This window comes from Lysobacter sp. P5_B9 (genome assembly GCF_054049835.1).
The window spans coordinates 60,203-76,917 of the sequence record NZ_JBFULP010000001.1 but is presented as its reverse complement, the minus strand read 5'-3'; the positions used below and the strand labels follow the sequence as shown (position 1 = coordinate 76,917).

The 16,715-nt window shown below is 68.0% G+C and carries 13 protein-coding genes; 7 read left to right on the top strand and 6 right to left on the bottom strand.

Features of this window, described 5'->3' with window-relative positions; translation table 11 throughout:
- Positions 1 to 39 precede the first annotated feature (39 nt).
- A complete protein-coding gene (gene hmgA, locus ACXJJ9_RS00320; protein ID WP_457095322.1) occupies positions 40 to 1,338 on the bottom strand; it encodes a homogentisate 1,2-dioxygenase in 1,299 nt (432 codons plus the stop codon).
- Between the two features lie 32 nt (positions 1,339 to 1,370).
- Positions 1,371 to 2,474, bottom strand: a complete 1,104-nt coding sequence (gene hppD, locus ACXJJ9_RS00315) for a 4-hydroxyphenylpyruvate dioxygenase (RefSeq protein ID WP_457095321.1) — start codon at positions 2,472 to 2,474, stop codon at positions 1,371 to 1,373.
- Between the two features lie 76 nt (positions 2,475 to 2,550).
- On the opposite strand from hppD, the gene ACXJJ9_RS00310 reads away from it, so the two are divergent.
- Both ACXJJ9_RS00310 and ACXJJ9_RS00305 read left to right on the top strand, forming a co-directional pair.
- On the top strand, positions 2,551 to 3,081 hold the full coding sequence (locus ACXJJ9_RS00310; protein WP_457095320.1) for a MarR family winged helix-turn-helix transcriptional regulator: 531 nt from the start codon (positions 2,551 to 2,553) through the stop codon (positions 3,079 to 3,081).
- A gap of 12 nt (positions 3,082 to 3,093) precedes the next feature.
- Positions 3,094 to 4,374 carry an aspartyl/asparaginyl beta-hydroxylase domain-containing protein gene (locus ACXJJ9_RS00305; protein ID WP_457095319.1) on the top strand — a complete coding sequence of 427 codons (1,281 nt, stop codon included), beginning with the start codon at positions 3,094 to 3,096 and terminating at the stop codon, positions 4,372 to 4,374.
- A gap of 75 nt (positions 4,375 to 4,449) precedes the next feature.
- Here ACXJJ9_RS00305 and ACXJJ9_RS00300 read toward each other — a convergent pair whose 3' ends face one another.
- The 3 genes from ACXJJ9_RS00300 to ACXJJ9_RS00290 all read right to left on the bottom strand — a co-directional run bounded on the left by ACXJJ9_RS00300 (position 4,450) and on the right by ACXJJ9_RS00290 (position 7,472).
- Complete coding sequence (locus ACXJJ9_RS00300; protein WP_457095318.1) at positions 4,450 to 5,994, bottom strand: peptide MFS transporter; 1,545 nt, start codon at positions 5,992 to 5,994, stop codon at positions 4,450 to 4,452.
- A 127-nt stretch (positions 5,995 to 6,121) separates the two neighbouring features.
- On the bottom strand, positions 6,122 to 6,556 hold the full coding sequence (locus tag ACXJJ9_RS00295) for an NUDIX domain-containing protein (RefSeq protein WP_457095317.1): 435 nt from the start codon (positions 6,554 to 6,556) through the stop codon (positions 6,122 to 6,124).
- A gap of 22 nt (positions 6,557 to 6,578) precedes the next feature.
- Positions 6,579 to 7,472 (bottom strand): tryptophan 2,3-dioxygenase, encoded by an 894-nt coding sequence (locus tag ACXJJ9_RS00290; protein ID WP_457095316.1) that lies wholly within the window; start codon positions 7,470 to 7,472, stop codon positions 6,579 to 6,581.
- 181 nt (positions 7,473 to 7,653) lie between these two features.
- Between ACXJJ9_RS00290 and ACXJJ9_RS00285 the strand changes: the two genes are divergently transcribed.
- The 5 genes from ACXJJ9_RS00285 (at position 7,654) to ACXJJ9_RS00265 (ending at position 15,513) form a co-directional block, all read left to right on the top strand.
- Positions 7,654 to 11,313, top strand: coding sequence for a Calx-beta domain-containing protein (locus tag ACXJJ9_RS00285; protein WP_457095315.1), 3,660 nt, complete (start codon positions 7,654 to 7,656; stop codon positions 11,311 to 11,313).
- 151 nt (positions 11,314 to 11,464) lie between these two features.
- Positions 11,465 to 12,556: a pyruvate dehydrogenase (acetyl-transferring) E1 component subunit alpha gene (pdhA, locus tag ACXJJ9_RS00280; protein WP_457095314.1), complete on the top strand. Its 1,092-nt coding sequence runs from the start codon at positions 11,465 to 11,467 to the stop codon at positions 12,554 to 12,556.
- Positions 12,557 to 12,570: 14 nt separating this feature from the next.
- Complete coding sequence (locus tag ACXJJ9_RS00275; RefSeq protein ID WP_457096127.1) at positions 12,571 to 13,581, top strand: alpha-ketoacid dehydrogenase subunit beta; 1,011 nt, start codon at positions 12,571 to 12,573, stop codon at positions 13,579 to 13,581.
- Positions 13,582 to 13,635: 54 nt separating this feature from the next.
- On the top strand, positions 13,636 to 14,982 hold the full coding sequence (locus tag ACXJJ9_RS00270; protein WP_457095313.1) for a dihydrolipoamide acetyltransferase family protein: 1,347 nt from the start codon (positions 13,636 to 13,638) through the stop codon (positions 14,980 to 14,982).
- Positions 14,983 to 15,126: 144 nt separating this feature from the next.
- On the top strand, positions 15,127 to 15,513 hold the full coding sequence (locus ACXJJ9_RS00265) for a VOC family protein (protein WP_457095312.1): 387 nt from the start codon (positions 15,127 to 15,129) through the stop codon (positions 15,511 to 15,513).
- A gap of 45 nt (positions 15,514 to 15,558) precedes the next feature.
- Here the strand turns inward: ACXJJ9_RS00265 and ACXJJ9_RS00260 are convergent, their stop codons facing one another.
- The gene (locus ACXJJ9_RS00260) at positions 15,559 to 16,671 is read right to left on the bottom strand and encodes a GGDEF domain-containing protein (protein ID WP_457095311.1); all 1,113 of its coding nucleotides are present in this window, start codon (positions 16,669 to 16,671) and stop codon (positions 15,559 to 15,561) included.
- Positions 16,672 to 16,715: the final 44 nt, after the last annotated feature.

The window sequence follows — 16,715 nt, the reverse complement described above, 5'->3', positions numbered from 1 at the left end:
CGTTAACCGGATGCGAAGCCCGCCCCGCGGGCGTGACGGTTACGTGGATGCGAAGTGCTTCTGCAACCCTGCCCAGCAGGCCTGGTAGTCGCGCTGCCGATGCGTCGCATCGATGGCCTGCTGCGTCGGACGGATCACCGCGCGCGTCTCGAACATGAAGGCCATCGTGTCGCGGATGACGTCAGGCCCGGACAGGTCGGCCGCAATCGCCTTCTCGAACGTCGCCGCGTCGGGCCCGTGGCCGGTCATCGAGTTGTGCAGCGAACAGCCGCCGGGAGCGAAGCCCTCGGCCTTGGCGTCGTACACGCCGTGGATGAGGCCCATGAACTCGCTGGCGATGTTGCGGTGGAACCACGGCGGCCGGAACGTGTCCTGCGCCACCAGCCAGCGCGGCGGGAAGATCACGAAGTCCATGTTGCTGGTGCCCGGCGTGTCGCTGGGCGAATGCAGCACCAGGAAGATCGACGGATCGGGATGGTCGAAGCTGATCGAGCCGATCGTGTTGAAGTGGCGCAGGTCGTACTTGTACGGCGCGTAGTTGCCGTGCCACCCGACCACGTCGAGCGGCGAATGACTGATCGGCGCACGCCACAGGTGGCCCTGGAACTTGGCAATCAGTTCGAACTCGCCTTCCGCTTCCTCGTACGCCGCGTTCGGCGTGAGGAAGTCGCGCGGGTTGGCCAGGCCATTGGAGCCGATCGGGCCGAGGTCGGGCAGGCGCAGGATCGCGCCGAAGTTCTCGCACACGTAGCCGCGTGCGTCACCATCTGGCAGTTCGACGCGGAAGCGGATGCCGCGCGGGATCACCGCGATTTCGTTCGGCTCGACATCGAGCACACCGAGTTCGGTGGCGATATGCAGGCGGCCCTGCTGCGGCACGATCAGCAGTTCGCCGTCGGCGTCGTAGAAGAAGCGGTCCTGCATCGACTTGTTCGCCGCGTACAGGTGGATGCCGACGCCGCTCTGCGCGCCGGGCGAACCGTTGCCGGCCATGGTGAAAAGCCCGTCGACGAAATCGACCGGCGCCCGCGGCATCGGCAGCGGGCTCCAGCGCAGCTGGTCGGGCGTGACCGGACCGTGGCCGAAGTCGTTGTGGAAGTGCGAATGCAGGTACGGCGCGAACGCGCCATGCATCGCCGCCGGGCGGATGCGGTATAGCCAGCTGCGATGATTGGCATGGCGCGGCGCGGTGAACGCGGTGCCGCTCACCTGCTCCGCGTACAGCCCGTGGGCGACGCGCTGCGGCGAATTGCGTCCGACCGGCAGCGTGCCGGCGACCGCCTCGGTCGCGAATTCGTTGCCGAAACCGGATTGGTAGCCGTTGCCTGCGATCGTCATCGCCGCTGGTCCTTGTTGCCGAGGATTGGGGGTTACAGCACGCCGCGCTTCATCTGGTCGCGTTCGATGCTCTCGAACAGCGCCTGGAAGTTGCCTTCGCCGAAGCCTTCGTTGCCCTTGCGCTGGATGATCTCGAAGAAGATCGGTCCGATCGCGTTCTGGGTGAAGATCTGCAACAGCTTGCGCTGCTTGGTCTCGGCGTCCGCGTCGATCAGGATCTTGTTCTTCGCCAGGCGCGCGACGTCCTCGCCATGGTTGGGCACGCGCTGGTCGATCACCTCGAAGTAGGTATCCGGCGTGTCGAGGAACTCGACGCCCTGCGCGCGCATCGCTTCCACCGTCTCGTAGATGTCGTCGGTGAAGCAGGCGATGTGCTGGATGCCCTCGCCCTTGTAGGCATCGAGGTACTCGTTGATCTGCGACTTCGGGTCGCTGGATTCGTTGAGCGGGATGCGCACGACGCCGTCCGGTGCGGTCATCGCCTTCGACACCAGGCCGGTCTTGGCGCCCTTGATGTCGAAGTAGCGGATCTCGCGGAAGTTGAAGAGACGCTCGTAGTAATCCGACCACTTCTGCATGTTGCCGAAGTAGAGGTTGTGGGTCAGGTGGTCGATGAAGGTCAGGCCGAAGCCCTTCGGATCCTGCTCGGCGCCCTGCACCGGCAGGTAGTCCTCGTACATCGAACCCTTGTCGCCGTAGCGGTCGATCAGGTACAGCATGCAGTCGCCGATGCCCTTCACCACCGGGGCATCGACGGCCTTGCTGTCGGCCTTGTCGGTGATGGCTTCGCCACCGTTGTTGACGACGGTGTCGAACACGACGCCGGCCGGCTTCTGGAAACGGATCGCGAAGCCGCAAGCGCTGGGCCCGTGCCTGGCGGCGAAGTCGGCGGCGAAGCTGTCGGGATCCTCGTTGACGAGGAAGTTGACGCCGCCCTGGCGGTACACCGTGATCGGCCGCGACTTGTGGTGCATCACCGCAGTGAAGCCCATCTTGCGCAGGTAGTCGTGCAGCAGTTCGCCCTGGCCGGCGGGCGCGGCGAATTCGACGAATTCGAAGCCGTTGATGCCGAGCGGGTTCTCGAAAGTGGTGACCTGCATGCCCAGGTTCGGGCCGGACGTGGTCTGGGCGTTCATGCGGAGACTCCTGATAACGTGGGGCGTACCAGTGCCCGCAACCGCGGGCAGGGTGTAAAGAGCACTATAGTTTCATATGAAACCAACAACAAGCCACGATAGCACCGCTGCGCCGGGGCCGGGCGACCCTTCGTCTGCACAGGCCAGCGCGGAACACGCCCAATGGGAACTCGACCGGTTCCTGCCCTACCGCCTCAGCGTCCTGTCCAATCGTGTCAGCCAGACCATTGCCAGCGCGTATGCGCGGCGTTTCGGCCTTGGCGTGACCGAATGGCGGGTGATCGCGGTACTCGGTCGTTACCCCGGGCTGTCGGCGAACGGCGTCGCGGCGCGCACGGCGATGGACAAGGTGGCGGTGAGCCGCACCGTCGCACGGCTGCTCGAACGCGGCCTGCTCCAGCGCGACACCCATGACGACGATCGTCGCCGCTCGGTGCTGGAGCTGAGCCCGGACGGTTACGGCATCTATGACGAAGTCGTGCCGGTGGCGCTGGATTACGAGCGGCGCCTGCTGGAGCCACTGGATGCGGACGAGCGCGCGCAGCTGGACCGGTTGCTGGTGAAGCTTTCCACCGGAGTGGCCGGCCTGGCGGAATCCAGGGACTGACAAGTGCAACCAATGTCCACTCCCGATCCGCTGCCCGAGCTGTTGCGTGCGCGCCGGCTCGATGAAGCCGAAGCGTTGTGCCGCGCGCGCCTGCAGGCCGATCCGGCCGACTTGGGCGCGGCCCGTTTCCTGCTCCCGCATCTGGCCCGGAAGGGAGATGCGGAACAGGCCCGCGCCCTCGCCCTGCGCGGAGTGCAGGTCAGTGGCGGCAACCGCGACCTGCAGTTGATGCTGGGGCAGGCCTGCGAACAACTCGGCGACCTCGAGGCCGCCCGCACCGCCTACACCGCGGCCGCGGCCGCGGACGCGGAGGACTGGGTGGCACCGCTGCTGCTGGCCGACAACCTCGAGCGGCTGGGCGAAGCGACCCCGGCTCTCACGGCACGCGTGCAGGCCCTGTCCCGCGCCGAACGCGATGGGGCCCTGCTGCCACAGACGCCGATGCCGCAGGTGATGCAGGCCCGCCTGCAACGGGCCTTCCTCGCCGTGCAGCACGCACGTGGCCTGGAACTGGACGCGGCGCTGGCCCCGTTCGCTGCGGCAGCGCGCGTGCGGGCCGCCACGGACGCCCTCCTGGGCCGTCGCGCGCGCACGACCTCGCATCCACTGCAGCAACCGACCTTGCTGTGCCTGCCCGATCTGCCGCCACAACCCTGGTTCGACCGCACGCAGTTTCCCTTCCTTGCCGCGATCGAAGGCGAGACGGAAGCGATCCGCGCGGAACTGCTGGCCCTGCTCGACGATGACGCCGCCATGGAGCCATACGTCGACATGCCGCAACGCGCACCCGCCGCGCGACTGTGGCAGGAACTCAATCATTCGCCGCGCTGGCGTGCCTTCCACTTCCATCGGCACGGCATGCCCGTCGCGGCGCACCTGGCGCGCTGCCCGCGCACGGCGGCGGCGCTGGCGGCGCTGCCGTTGATGCGCATCCCCGGGCACGCGCCCGAAGCGATGTTCTCCCTGCTCGCGCCGCGGACACGGATTCCGCCGCACACCGGCGTGATCAACGGGCGCCTGACCGTGCACCTGCCGCTGGTGGTGCCTCCACGGTGCGGCGCGCTGCGCGCCGGGGAAGAAGCGCGCCCCTGGGAGGAAGGCCAGTGCCTGGTCTTCGACGACAGCTTCGTCCACGAGGCCTGGAACGACAGTCCACACCTGCGCGCGGTGCTGATCTTCGACATCTGGCATCCGGCACTCACTGCGACCGAGCGCCAGGCGTTGTCGGCGGTGATTACCGCGCTGGGCGAATTCAACCGGCGCCATGGCGCGGACGATCCATTGCAGGAGTAGCGCCCAGAAAAAAACGGCGGCCAGTGGCCGCCGTTTTTGTTCTTGCCGGTTGCCTCGCAGCAACCGTGGATGCGCTTACTTCACGCCGTGCATCAGGCGCTGGATCAGCGGCGCGACCAGGAACAGCAATACGCCGCCACCGACCAGGATCCAGAAGCCCATGGTGTAGCCCGCCAACGCCGACGCGGTGTTCATGCCGCCCTCGCCGCTGACGCTGCCGGCGAAGATGCCCGACAGGTTGTTGCCGATGCCGGTGGACAGGAACCAGCCACCCATGCCGAAGCCGACCAGGCGCAGCGGTGCCAGCTTGGTCACCATCGACAAGCCGATCGGCGACAGGCACAGCTCGCCGATGGACTGGATCCAGTACACCGCGAACAGCGTCCAGAACGGGATCAGGCCGGCAGCCGAGACCAGCTTGGACAGCGCGAACATCAACAACAGGAAGGCCAGGCCGTTGAAGATCAGGCCGAGGCCGAACTTGCGCGGGATGGACGGGTTGAACCGGCCCAGCTTCACCCAGATCCAGGCGATGAGGGGTGCCAGCACGATGATCGCAACCGAGTTGACCGACTGGAACCAGGCGTTCGGGAACACGGTCTCGCCGCTCAGGGCCAGGACAGTGCCCTTCAGGCCTTCGCTGAAGATGTCGCGGTCGACGATCTTGTCGGCGAGGAAGGTGAAGGAGCTGCCCGCCTGTTCGAAGAACATCCAGAACAGAATGTTGAAGGTGAAGATGATCAGCATGGCGATGCAGCGGTCGCGCTGCACGGCGCCCTCGCGGAAGGCCTCGACCATCAGGAACGCGCACAGGACCAGGAACATCGGCGTCAGCACGAACCACTGCAGCGCATTGGCGCCCATCTCGAGCAGGAAGTAAGCCACCGGGATCGAGGCCAGTGCGCCCGCGAACACGTACAGCACCTTGCGCTTGCCGCCCTCGCCTTCCGGCGGACGGCCGATACCCCCGAGCTGGCGGCGACCAAACCAGAACCACACCAGGCTCAGGATCATGCCCACGCCGGCAGCCATGAAGACCACCTTGTAGGCCGGCATGGACTCGATGCCGAACACCTTCTTGGCCAGGTACTGGGTCACGAGCGGCGCAATCATCGCGCCGAGGTTGATGCCCATGTAGAAGATGGTGAAGCCCGAGTCACGGCGCTCGTCCGTCACCGAGTACAGCTTGCCGACCATGGTCGAGATGTTGGGCTTGAACAGGCCGTTGCCGCAGATCACCGTGGCCAGGCCGAGCTTGAACACCTGTTCGTTCGGGAATGCGATCATGAACAAGCCCGCACCCATGATCACCGCGCCGAGCAGGATCGAGCGCTGGTACCCCAGCACGCGGTCGGCCACGTAGCCACCGAAGATGGCCGCCGCATACACCAGCGCCAGGTAGGCGCCGTAGATCTTGCTTGCCGGCTCCTCGCCCGACGGGTCGCCGCCATGGAACTGCGCCACGATGTAGAGCACCAGCGCCCAGCGAATGCCGTAGAAGGCGAACCGTTCCCAGAATTCGGTCATGAACAGCATCCACAACGGACGCGGATGGCCCATCACCTGCTTGAATTCCGGGATCGGTGCGCCCGGTGTTGTCGTGCTTGCGGCACCGCTCATGCGGTTTTTCCCCTGTCAATTGATTCAATAAAAAAAGCCCGGCGCGGCGCGCGGGACGGGCGAGGATTACCGACGGTAGCGGGGGGCGTCAAACCGTCGTTGCTGCTGCAATGCAGCAACCGCCTGTTCAGCCAAGACCCGTGCTGGGGCGTGTGGTGGCCAGGGCCCGCTCGATCAGGGATGGCAGGTCCGCGTGCGCCGGTCCGAGCCGCTGCTTTGCCTCATCTGGCGAACACCAGCGGATTTCCGCGTGCTCATGCAGCTGCAGATTCTGCGGATCGCCCCGCCACGATGTCACTACATGAACTTGCAGCCGCCATGGCTCGGGGTGATCGCCGCCAATGGTTCCCAGGCGTCGCGCTTCGAGCGGGTCGATGCCCAGCTCCTCGCCGAGTTCGCGCCGCAGCGCGGCTTCCACGCTTTCGCCGGCCTCGATATGACCGCCGAACATGTCCCATGCCCCGGGCAGCCACGCACAATCGGCGGCGCGCCGCCCGAGCAGGACTTGGCCGTCCCGGACCAGGAACGCCCCGACGCAATCATGGAAGGCCGCGACGGACATACGCCCTCGCCCGCCCGGAGACTCAGACCGCCGGCACGTCCGGCGGCGGCCCGTAGCTCGCGCCGGGACCGATCGACGTACGCACTTCGAACAGCTCGGGGAAGAAGGTCAGCTCGAGCGCCTGCTTGAGGAAGCCCACGCCCGACGATCCACCGGTGCCGCGCTTGAAGCCGATGATGCGCAGCACCGTGCGCATGTGGCGGAAGCGCCACAACTGGAACTGCGTCTCCACATCGACCAGGTCCTCGCACAGCGCGTATTCGCGCCAATGCGTGGCGGTGTCCTCGTAGATGCGTTCGAACACCGGTACCAGCGCGCTGTCGGACACATGCGGCTTCGACCAGTCGCGCTCGCGCTGCGAGGCGGGAATGGCGTGGCCCCAGCGCGCGAGATAGATGAGGAATTCGTCGTACAGGCTCGGCGACTCCAGCACGTCCTTCAGCGCGGCGTGGCCGGCCTCGTCGTGGGCGAACACCTTGAGCATCTGCTCGTTCTTGTTGCCGAGCAGGAACTCGATCGTGCGGTACTGCAGCGACTGGAAACCCGAGGACGGGCCAAGCACGTCGCGGAACTCCATGTATTCCGACGGCGTCAGCGTCTCCAGCACCGACCACATCTCGGTCAGCTGGCGCATCACCTGCTTGCAGCGCGCCAGCACCTTGCGGCATTGCCAGACGTGGTCGCCGCGCAGGTAGACCGTGGCGGCGCGCAGCTCGTGGATCATCAGCTTCATCCACAGTTCGGACACCTGGTGCTGGACGATGAAGAGCAGCTCGTCGTGGTGCGCCGGGCTCGACAGTGGATGCTGCGCCGACAGCAGGCGGTCCAGCTGCAGGTAGCCGCCGTAGGTCATCCGGCCGGACAGGTCGGTGTGGATGCCGGTTTCCAGGTCGCGTTGGTTCTTGTCGACGGTCATGAGCGGGGCCTGCGTGGGGCGCAAAGAGTACCGCATCGCCCCGTCCACTCCTGTACATGCGGCGGTGCGTCACGCCAGTGAAACGCGGGCATGGATAATGACGGCACATTGCGCCTCCAGCGGGCAATCAACGCGCCAGTCCTGGGCCGACCGGGCGCTTCATCTGGTTAGGGGAAACGAAATGAAACGACCTGCTCGCGGCATTACCGCGTTGCTGGCGCTGGCCCTTGCGGGCATGGCGCACGCGGATTGCATCAGCATCACCAGTGCCGGCCCGGCCTACGGAGAGGACTTCAACACGCTGGCGTCGACCGGCACCTCCACGGTGCTGCCGGCCGGCTGGGTCATCCGGGAAACCGGCACCAACGCCAACGGCATCTACGCCACCGGCACCGGCAGCAGCACCGCCGGAGATACCTACAGCTTCGGTACCGCTGCCAGCACCGACCGCGCACTGGGCGCACTGCGCAGTGGCAGTCTGGTGCCGAGCTGGGGTGCCTGCTTCACCAACAACACCGGCGCGGCGATCGCTACGTTGGACATCGCCTACACCGGCGAGCAGTGGCGCCTCGGCGCGACCGGCCGCACCGTGCCGGACCGCCTCGACTTCCAGTACAGCCTCAACGCCAGCAGCCTGGCCGACGGCACCTGGTCCGACGTGGACGCGCTCGATTTCAGCGCGCTGTACCTGAGCGGGACCGTCGGCCTGCGCGACGGCAATGCCGGGGCCAACCGCACGACGCTCGGCGCGACGCTGGAGTCGCTGTCGATTCCGGCTGGCGGCACGATCTGGATCCGCTGGACCGACTTCGACGTCGCCAGCTCCGATGACGGCCTCGCCATCGACGACTTCACCCTCACCCTCCACGGCCCGACTACCAGCGCGCCGGTCCTGGCGGTAAGCGACACCAGCGCGGATGAAGGCGACGCGGGCAACACGCCGCTGTTCTTCAGTTTCAGCCTCGACAAGCCCGCCGGCGCCGATGGCGTGGTCATCGAATACGCGACCCATGACCGCAGCGCCATAGCGGGCAGCGACTACACCGCGTCGACGGCGACCGTCACCATCCCGGCCGGCGAGACCTCGGTCATCGTCTCGGTCGACGCGCTGGGCGACACGGCGCAGGAAGCCGACGAAACCTTCAGCCTCGACATCGTCGGCGCCACCGGCGCGGACATCGGCGACGGCCAGGGCATCGCCACCCTCCGCAACGACGATTTCGTCGTCACCGCGATCCACGACATCCAGGGACCCGGCGCGACCTCGCCGCTGGCGGGCCAGTTCGTCACGCTCACCGGCATCGTCACCGGCCGCAAGGGCAACGGCTTCTTCGTGCAGGCCAGCGATGCGGACGCCGACCTCGACGCGCTGACTTCCGAGGGCGTCTATGTGTTCACCGGCAGCGCACCGCCGGCCGCCGTCGCGGTCGGCAACCGTGTGCGCGTGCGCGGCACCGTGTTCGAGTTCGTGCCGCCGTCCGATCCGGGCCAGCGGCCGCTGACCGAAATCGGTGGCAGTCCGACGGTCGCGCTGCTCTCGACCGGCAATGCCTTGCCTGCACCGGTGGCGATCACCGCCGGGATGACCCGGCCGGATGGCGGCTTCGACCAGCTCGAAGCGCTGGAGGGCATGCGCGTTTCCGCCGCCAGCCTGACCACCATCGCCGCAACCGAGGGCAGCGCCACGCCCTTCAACGCCACCGGCAGCGTCAACGGCATCCTCCAGGCGGTGCTGACCGGCGTGCCGCGTCCGTTCCGCGAAGCGGGCTTCGATGCGCGCGACCCGGTACCGGGCGGCGCCGGCGCGCAGCCGATCCCGCGCTGGGATGGCAATCCGGAAATCCTCACCATCGACAGCGACACGCTGGGCGGGCCCGCCTACCTGCTCAACCTGCCCGCCGGCAGCGTGATCGAAGGCCTCACCGGTCCGCTCGATTACGGTTTCCGCCGCTACACGCTGCACCGCGATCCGGCGGTGGCCATCAACGTCATCCCGGGCCCCGGCCCGCGCGCGGCGCGCGCTCCGGCTGCGAACGAGTTCACCGTCGCCGCGGCCAACCTCGAACGCTTCTTCGACAACATCAACGATCCGGGCGTCGACGACAGCGTCGCCACCGCCGCGGCCTACCAGAAGCGCCTGCAGAAGGCGTCGCTGGCGATCCGCGATTACCTGCATGCACCGGATGTGCTCGCCGCGGTCGAGATCGAGAACCTGGCGGTGCTGCAGGCCCTCGCCGCGCGCATCAATGCCGATGCCGTGGCCGCCGGCCAGCCGGACCCGCAGTACGTCGCCTACCTCGAGGAAGGCAACGATGTCGGTGGCATCGACACCGGCTTCCTGGTGAAGAGCGCCACCGTCGGCAACGATGTGCCGCGCGTGGAAGTGGCTTCGGTGACGCAGGTCGGCAAGGACACGACATGGATCCAGCCGGACGGCACACCGGGCATCCTCAACGACCGTCCGCCGCTGGTGCTCGACGCCGTCGTGCATTACGCCGATGGCCGCAGCTTCCCGATCACCGTGATCGGCGTGCACCAGCGTTCGCTGATCAGCGCGGAGGAGGACACCGCCGGTGGCGATCGCGTGCGCAGGAAGCGCCAGGCGCAGGCCGAATTCCTCGCCGGCTACATCCAGCAACGCCAGGCCGCCGCACCCGCGACGCGCATCGTCACGCTGGGTGACTTCAACGCGTTCGCCTTCAACGATGGCCTCGGCGACACGATGAACGTCGTCGGCGGCACGCCGACGCCGGACGAGCAGACCGTGGTGCCGGGCGACGGTATCGACCTGGTCGATCCGGACCTGGTCAACCTCGGCGAACTCGCGCCGCCCTCCGAACGCTATTCGTTCGTGTTCGACGGCAATGCGCAGACGCTGGACCACGTGCTGGTGAACGAGGAACTCGTCGTCACCACGCGCGCGGCCGCGATCGACCATGCGCGCATCAACGCCGACTTCACCGAAACCAACCGCGCCGACGCCACCACGCCGACGCGCACGGCCGACCATGATCCGGTGATCGCGTACTTCGACCCGCGTCCGGTCGCCGACCTCGCCATCACCGCATCCGCGGACAACGCCTCGGTGCCGGTGGACGGCGCGATCGCCTTCACCGCCACGGTGCACAACAACGGTCCGGAAGCGGCCGAGTCGGCCGGTGTCGGTTTCGCCCTCGATGCGGTGCTCCCGACCATGGCAGTCACCGCACCGGCCGGCTGGAACTGCGATACCGCGCAGGTCGACGGCGGCCGCACCTCGGTGGCGTGCCATGCGGCAACGCTGGCCAGGGATGCCGACGCCCGTTTCGCCATCACCGCAGCCGCCACGCCGGAAACCGCGCATGCCACGGTGTCGCTGGCCGCGGCGGTCGATGCACTGTCGCTCGACCGGGAGCCCGGCAACGACCAGGCCGCCGCCTCGCTGGACGTCGCAACGCGCGTCGATCTGTCGGCGCGCATCGCCGGCCCGGTGAAGAAGCTGCACTACGGCGACCTCGCGCCGTTCGCGATCGACCTGCGCAATGCCGGTCCGTACACCGCGAAGCAGGCGACGATGACGCTGCGCGGCGACGCGACCGCGGCCAACGTGTCGATCGGGGCGCCGGCGGGCTGGGACTGCACGGTCTCGCCGGACGGCAGCGGCAGCTTCGTCGCCACGTGCAAGGCCGCGGCGCTGCTGGTCAACGTGAACCAGCGCTTCTCCGTGGTGGTGGAGGTGCCGGCGCGCCCGGACAGCACGCAGTTCCTGACCCTGACGGCGACGGCGGGTTCGGCCTCGATCGAGACCGCGCCAGCCAACGACGCCGGCCGCTACAGCAACCGCATCGTCGGCGTGCCGTAACCCTCACGTCCGGCCAAGGCAAGTGCAGAAAGCGCGGCTCCGGCCGCGCTTTCTGTTTGCGTGCGCCCCCGTCTTGCCGCAATGCGCAACGGGCTGTTTACGCCCGGCGGGTATCATCTGCCGGTTGAAGTGAGCCAGTGAAGGACTAGCGATGACCGACGTGCCTGCCAGGAAAGTCGTGGCGACCTACGAGATCGAATACCTGCAATACCTGGGTCCCGACGGCAAGCTCGTCGCCGAACTGCCGCCCGCCTTCCGCGACGCCAGGGCCCTGCTGCCGCTGTTCAAGCAGATGCTGTTCGTGCGCGTGTTCGACACCAAGGCGATCGCGCTGCAGCGGACCGGCAAGCTCGGCACTTACGCCTCCTGCCTCGGCCACGAGGCCACCCACATCGGGATCGGCGCCTCGATGAAGCCCGAGGACGTGTTCGCCCCCAGTTACCGCGAGTACGGCGCGCAGTTCATGCGTGGCGTGCTGCCACGCGACGTGCTGATGTACTGGGGTGGCGACGAGCGCGGCAACGATTTCGCCGGTCCGAAACACGACTACCCATGGTGCGTGCCGATCTCCACGCAATGCCTGATGGCAGCCGGCGCGGCACTGTCGTTCAAACTGCGCAAACAGGACCGCATCGCGGTGGCCTGCTGCGGCGATGGCGGATCGTCCAAGACCGACTTCTATGCCGCGCTCAATTCCGCCGGCGCCTACACCGCGCCGCTGGTGCTGTGCGTGATCAACAACGGCTGGGCGATCTCGGTGCCGCGCTCGGCCCAGACCGGCGCCACGACGCTGGCGCAGAAGGGCCTCGCCGGCGGCCTGGACTGCCTGCAGGTGGACGGCAACGACCTGTTCGCGGTCATGGAAGGCATGCGCCGCGCCACCGAGCGTGCGCGCACCGGCAAAGGCGGCAGCGTGATCGAGTTCCTCACCTACCGCCTGCACGACCACACCACCGCCGACGACGCGCGCCGCTACCGCCCCGACGAGGAAGTGAAGGCCGCCTGGGCGCGCGATCCGATCCCGCGCCTGCGCACCTACCTCATGGCGCAGGGCCTGTGGACCGAGGCCGAGGAGAAGGCCTGGGCCGACGACTGCGGCAAGCGCGTCGACGAGGAGATCAACGCCTACCTCAACACGCCGGTGCAGCCGGTCGAGGCCATGTTCGACTACCTGTACGCCGATCCGCCGCCGGACCTGCTCGAACAGCGCGCTGCCGCGCTCGCGCTCGAGGGCCGCTCGTGAACAAGGCCGAGACCATGCCCAAGACCGAAGCCGCCACCGCCACGCCCACCGCCATCACGCTGATCGAAGCGATCACGCAGGCGCTGGCCTACGAGATGCGCCATGACGACGCGGTCGTCGTGCTCGGCGAGGACGTCGGCGTCAACGGCGGCGTGTTCCGCGCCACCGCCGGCCTGCAGCAGACCTTCGGCGCCGAGCGCGTGCTCGACACGCCACTGGACGAAACCACCATCGCCGGCCTGACCGTCGGCATGGCCTCGCAGGGCATGAAGCCGGTCGCCGAAGCCCAGTTCGACGGCTTCATGTACCCGATGGTCGACTTCATCGTCTGTCATGCCGCGCGCATGCGCTACCGCACGCGCGGCCGCCTGCATTGCCCGATGGTGCTGCGCGTGCCCTGGGGCGGCGGCATTCGCGCGCCCGAACACCATTCCGAGGCGAACGAAGCCATCTTCACCAATGTGCCGGGCCTGCGCGTGGTGCTGCCGTCCTCGCCGGCGCGCGCCTATGGCCTGCTGCTCGCCGCGATCCGCGACCCGGATCCGGTGATCTTCATGGAGCCCAAGCGCATCTACCGCCAGTACAAGGAACTCGTTCCCGACGACGGCGAAGCATTGCCGCTGGATGTCTGTTACGTGCTGCGCGATGGCACCGACGTCACCCTCGTGACCTGGGGCGCGCAGGTGAAGGAAACGCTGGAAGCCGCCGAGAAGCTGGCCGCCGACGGCATCAGTGCCGAGGTCATCGACGTCGCCACGCTGCGTCCGCTCGACTTCGCCACCATCGCCGAATCGGTCAGCCGCACCGGTCGCTGCGTGATCGTGCACGAGGCGCCCAAGACCGCCGGGTTCGGCGCCGAGATCGCCGCGCGCCTGGCCGAGGAGTCGATGTTCGACCTGCTCGCGCCGGTCGAGCGCGTCACCGGTTACGACACGCACATCCCGTTGTTCCGCCTGGAGATGAAGTACCTGCCGAGCGTGGACCGCATCATCACCGCGGCCAAGCGCACGCTCGCCGCGGGCTGACGCCTTACGCTCCGCACACAACACCGCCCCGGCAACAAAATCGAGAAACCACCCATGGCCGAACACAAGACCTTCCTGCTCCCCGACCTCGGCGAAGGCCTGCCGGATGCCACCATCGTCGAATGGATGGTCAAGCCCGGCGATACGATCCTGCTCGACGCGCCGCTGGTGTCGATGGAAACCGCGAAGGCCGTGGTCGAGGTGCCGTCGCCGGTCTCGGGCAAGGTGCTCAAGCTGGCCGGCGGCCCGGGTGACGTGATCGTCACCGGCAAGATGCTGGCCGAGTTCGAACTCGATGCCTCGTTGCCGCAGCGCGCCGAGGGCCAGGACACCGGCCACCACCACGGTGGCGGCGACCACGCCCCAGCGGCTCCCGCGAAGCCGGCGGCGCCGGAAGCGAAGACCGAAGCGGCACGCGAGGACAGCGGCACCGTGGTCGGCGCGATGCAGAGTTCGGACGCGGTGCGCAGCGAAAGCGCGGTCGCGGTCGGCGGCGTCAAGGCGATGCCGGCAGTGCGCGCGCAGGCGCGCAAGCTCGGCGTGGACATCGCCCGCGTGCGCGCCACCGGCGCCGACGGCGTGGTGACCATGGACGACGTCAAGCGCGCCGCCGCCGACGGCAGCGCCAAGGTCGGCGCGGCTGCTCCGGCGGCCCGCATGGCCGCGCCGGCTCCCGCCGCGCCTGCCTCGGCACCAGCCTCGCGCAGCACGCTCTCGCAGTCCGGCAAGCCGATGCGTACGCAGCCGCCGGGCGTCACCGCCACCGGCCAGCCCGAGCAGCTCAAGGGCGTGCGCCGCAACATGGCACGGGTGATGGCCGACGCGCACAGCAAGGTCGTGCCCACCACGCTGGTCGACGATGCCGACCTGCATGCCTGGATCGGCAAGCAGGACATCACCGCGCGCCTGGTGCGCGCGATGGTGACCGCCTGCAAGACGGTGCCCGCGCTCAACGCCTGGTTCGACGGCGACAACCTGACCCGCACCCTGCATCCGCACGTCGACGTCGGCATCGCGGTCGACACCGACGATGGCCTGTTCGTGCCGGCGCTGCGCAACGCCGACATGCTCGATGGCGGCAGCATCCGCACCGCGATCCAGCGCCTGCGCGCGCAGGTCGAGGACCGCACGATCCCGTCAAGTGAACTCAGCGGCTACACGATCTCGCTGTCGAACTTCGGCATGTTCGCTGGCCGCTACGCCACTCCGGTGGTGGTGCCGCCGTGCGTGGCGATCATCGGCGCCGGCAAGCTCTCGCACGACGTGGTGGCCGTGATGGGTGGCATCGAAGTGCACCGTCGCATGCCGATCTCGCTGACCTTCGATCATCGCGCCTGCACCGGCGGCGAGGCGGCCCGCTTCCTCAAGGCGCTGCTGGACGACATGTCGCTGCCGCAGTGAACACGCTGCGCGCATTCACCCCAAGGTTTGCTTCGCAAACCTTGGGCCCCGCTACGTGCTTCCACACCCCCATTCGCGCTTTGCGCGAATCGCCCCCTGACTCAGGGGGCTGTGCTCGCTTCCCTTGATTCCAAGGAGCAGACCATGGCCCATCGCAGCCGTCTTGCCGGCTTCATCATCGACTGCAACACGGACAATCTCGACGCGGCGGCGGATTTCTGGAGCCAGGCCCTGGGCCTTGCCATCGCCGACCGCGATGCCGGCGACGACACCGCGGAGTACCAACTGTTCGGCGGCACGCCGGCCGACCTGTGCATCGAGGTGCAGAAGGTCGACCATCCCTCGCGCGTGCACCTGGACATCGAAGCCGACGACGTCGACGCCGAAGCCGCGCGCCTGGAAGCGCTGGGCGCGAAGAAGATCGGGTTCATCAAGCGCTGGTGGGTGATGGAAGCGCCGACCGGCCAGCGCTTCTGCGTGGTGAAGATGCACCACCCCGAGCGTGGCGCGCCCCCTGCCGAATGGCCTTGAGCAGCCACGCGCCGCTGCGGGCATGACCCACCGGTCCGGGGTTGGCTAATCCGGGTTGATGCTGGTGAACAGCGGCGTGTCGTCCACCACCACGCGATCGCGTCCTCCCGCCTTGGCGCGATAGAGCGCCTGGTCGGCACGGTCGAAGGTCTGTTCGGGCCGGTCGCGAGTGGGATCGCCGGCGGCGATGCCCACCGACACCGTGATCGGGAAGGGCAGCGGCGCGCGGGCCACCTGCTCGCGTATCCGTTGTGCGACCTCGGTGGCGCCATCGAGCGCGGTGCCCGGCAGGTAGACCACGATTTCCTCGCCGCCGAAGCGCACCGCGATGTCGCTCTTGCGTATCGAGGTCAGCACCGCCTGCGCCACCGCGCGCAGGGCCTGGTCGCCGGCAAGGTGGCCGTGCACGTCGTTGACCATCTTGAAGTGGTCGATATCGAGCAGCAGCAGGGTATAGGGCGGTCGCTCGGACGGATCGCGCCTGAGCGTGTCCGCGAGCACTTCCTCCATCGCCGCGCGATTGAGCAGGCCGGTGAGCGGATCGCGCGTCGCCGACTGCTGCAGTTCCTCATGCCGGCGCTGCAGCTCGGCGCGCGCCTGCTCGGCGCGCTGCGCCGCCGCCTCGCGTGCATTGAGCAGCTGTCCCTGCTCCAGCATCAGGCGGCGCAGTTCCAGCAGATGCTGCGTCTGCCGCGCCAGCAACTCCAGCCCCTCGACCTGTGCGGCCGCCAAGTGGCGTGGCACGGTGTCGGCGACGCTCAGGGTGCCCAGCGGATAGCCGTCGGGACTGAGCAGCGGCACGCCCGCGTAGAAGCGCGGTGGCAGGCCGCCGAGTCGGCGGCGCTTGGCCGCGGGAATCGGGTCGATGTCCAGGTCGTCGATCACCAGCGTGCGCCCGGGCTGGTCGATGGCGTGGTTGCACAGCGACAGTTCGCGCGACACCTGCGGCTGGTCGACGCCGATCTGGGCCTTGAACCAGACGCGGTCGCGATCGATGAGGGAAATCGAGGCGGCATACACGCCGCAGAGCATCACCGCCAGGCGGACGATGTCGTCGAACGCCTGCTCGGGGCCGCTATCGACGATCGCATAGGTATCCAGGGCCGCCTGCCGGGCGGCTTCACTGTCGATCGTCTGCGCGGGCACGCGTACGGACATGGCTCGTCACGATTGCGCCGCGACCGGGCGGAGTCAAGTAATCC

Coding starts and splice junctions, on each gene's coding strand:
- hmgA (WP_457095322.1), bottom strand. CDS start 1,338: ATGACGATCGCAGGCAACGGCTACCAATCCGGTTTCGGCAACGAATTC.
- hppD (WP_457095321.1), bottom strand. CDS start 2,474: ATGAACGCCCAGACCACGTCCGGCCCGAACCTGGGCATGCAGGTCACC.
- ACXJJ9_RS00310 (WP_457095320.1), top strand. CDS start 2,551: ATGAAACCAACAACAAGCCACGATAGCACCGCTGCGCCGGGGCCGGGC.
- ACXJJ9_RS00305 (WP_457095319.1), top strand. CDS start 3,094: ATGTCCACTCCCGATCCGCTGCCCGAGCTGTTGCGTGCGCGCCGGCTC.
- ACXJJ9_RS00300 (WP_457095318.1), bottom strand. CDS start 5,994: ATGAGCGGTGCCGCAAGCACGACAACACCGGGCGCACCGATCCCGGAA.
- ACXJJ9_RS00295 (WP_457095317.1), bottom strand. CDS start 6,556: ATGTCCGTCGCGGCCTTCCATGATTGCGTCGGGGCGTTCCTGGTCCGG.
- ACXJJ9_RS00290 (WP_457095316.1), bottom strand. CDS start 7,472: ATGACCGTCGACAAGAACCAACGCGACCTGGAAACCGGCATCCACACC.
- ACXJJ9_RS00285 (WP_457095315.1), top strand. CDS start 7,654: ATGAAACGACCTGCTCGCGGCATTACCGCGTTGCTGGCGCTGGCCCTT.
- pdhA (WP_457095314.1), top strand. CDS start 11,465: ATGACCGACGTGCCTGCCAGGAAAGTCGTGGCGACCTACGAGATCGAA.
- ACXJJ9_RS00275 (WP_457096127.1), top strand. CDS start 12,571: ATGCCCAAGACCGAAGCCGCCACCGCCACGCCCACCGCCATCACGCTG.
- ACXJJ9_RS00270 (WP_457095313.1), top strand. CDS start 13,636: ATGGCCGAACACAAGACCTTCCTGCTCCCCGACCTCGGCGAAGGCCTG.
- ACXJJ9_RS00265 (WP_457095312.1), top strand. CDS start 15,127: ATGGCCCATCGCAGCCGTCTTGCCGGCTTCATCATCGACTGCAACACG.
- ACXJJ9_RS00260 (WP_457095311.1), bottom strand. CDS start 16,671: ATGTCCGTACGCGTGCCCGCGCAGACGATCGACAGTGAAGCCGCCCGG.